2 protein-coding genes are annotated in these 515 nt (G+C 22.5%); both read left to right on the plus strand.

What is annotated here, in order from left to right:
- Nucleotides 1-9: 9 nt before the first annotated feature.
- Complete coding sequence (locus tag AYC60_RS09520) at nt 10-171, plus strand: RepB family plasmid replication initiator protein (protein WP_414162569.1); 162 nt, start codon at nt 10-12, stop codon at nt 169-171.
- A gap of 80 nt (nt 172-251) precedes the next feature.
- Nucleotides 252-515: hypothetical protein (locus AYC60_RS00640; protein WP_156447618.1), on the plus strand; the 264-nt coding region annotated here is incomplete at its 3' end.

The following is a 515-nucleotide window of genomic DNA, read 5'->3' on the forward strand; positions in this document are numbered from 1 at the left end:
AAATATACGATGGACATAGTAAAACAAAATGTGCAAATAGAATTAAAGACTGAATTTAGATGGGTATTAAATGAAATACCTAAGAATTTTACTAAATTAGAACTGAAAGAATTTGTAGATTGTAAAACAAGTTACATTAAAGAATTTTTTAGAAGAATTAAACAGTTTTAAAACAGGGTAAATGGGGATGTTACAATAAAAAACTACAACCATAAAATAAAAAAACCTAAAACATATAACATAAAGGAGTATTGATAAAAAGAATAATAAAGCAAATACGGAAAAAATTAGAAAAAAAATATTATTTAAAAGTTGAAAAAAAATACAAAAAAAAAGGAAAGGGTCGTTATTCAGATGTAGGATGTATTTTTAAATATAAAAATTTTTCTACCAAGCAATCGATAAATCATAATTTGTCAAAAATTGAAGAATTACAAGAAGAAAAATCATCTCAATACGAAGGAGTTGAATTTACAAATAATGAAAAAAATTGTTCAATTTATTCGTTGAACTTG

It is taken from the genome of Streptobacillus felis, from assembly GCF_001559775.1.
In the GTDB taxonomy this organism is placed as follows: Bacteria; Fusobacteriota; Fusobacteriia; order Fusobacteriales; family Leptotrichiaceae; genus Streptobacillus; species Streptobacillus felis.

Excerpts from the sequence above, each read along its gene's own strand:
- AYC60_RS09520 (WP_414162569.1), top strand. The coding sequence starts at position 10 with ATGGACATAGTAAAACAAAATGTGCAAATAGAATTAAAGACTGAATTT.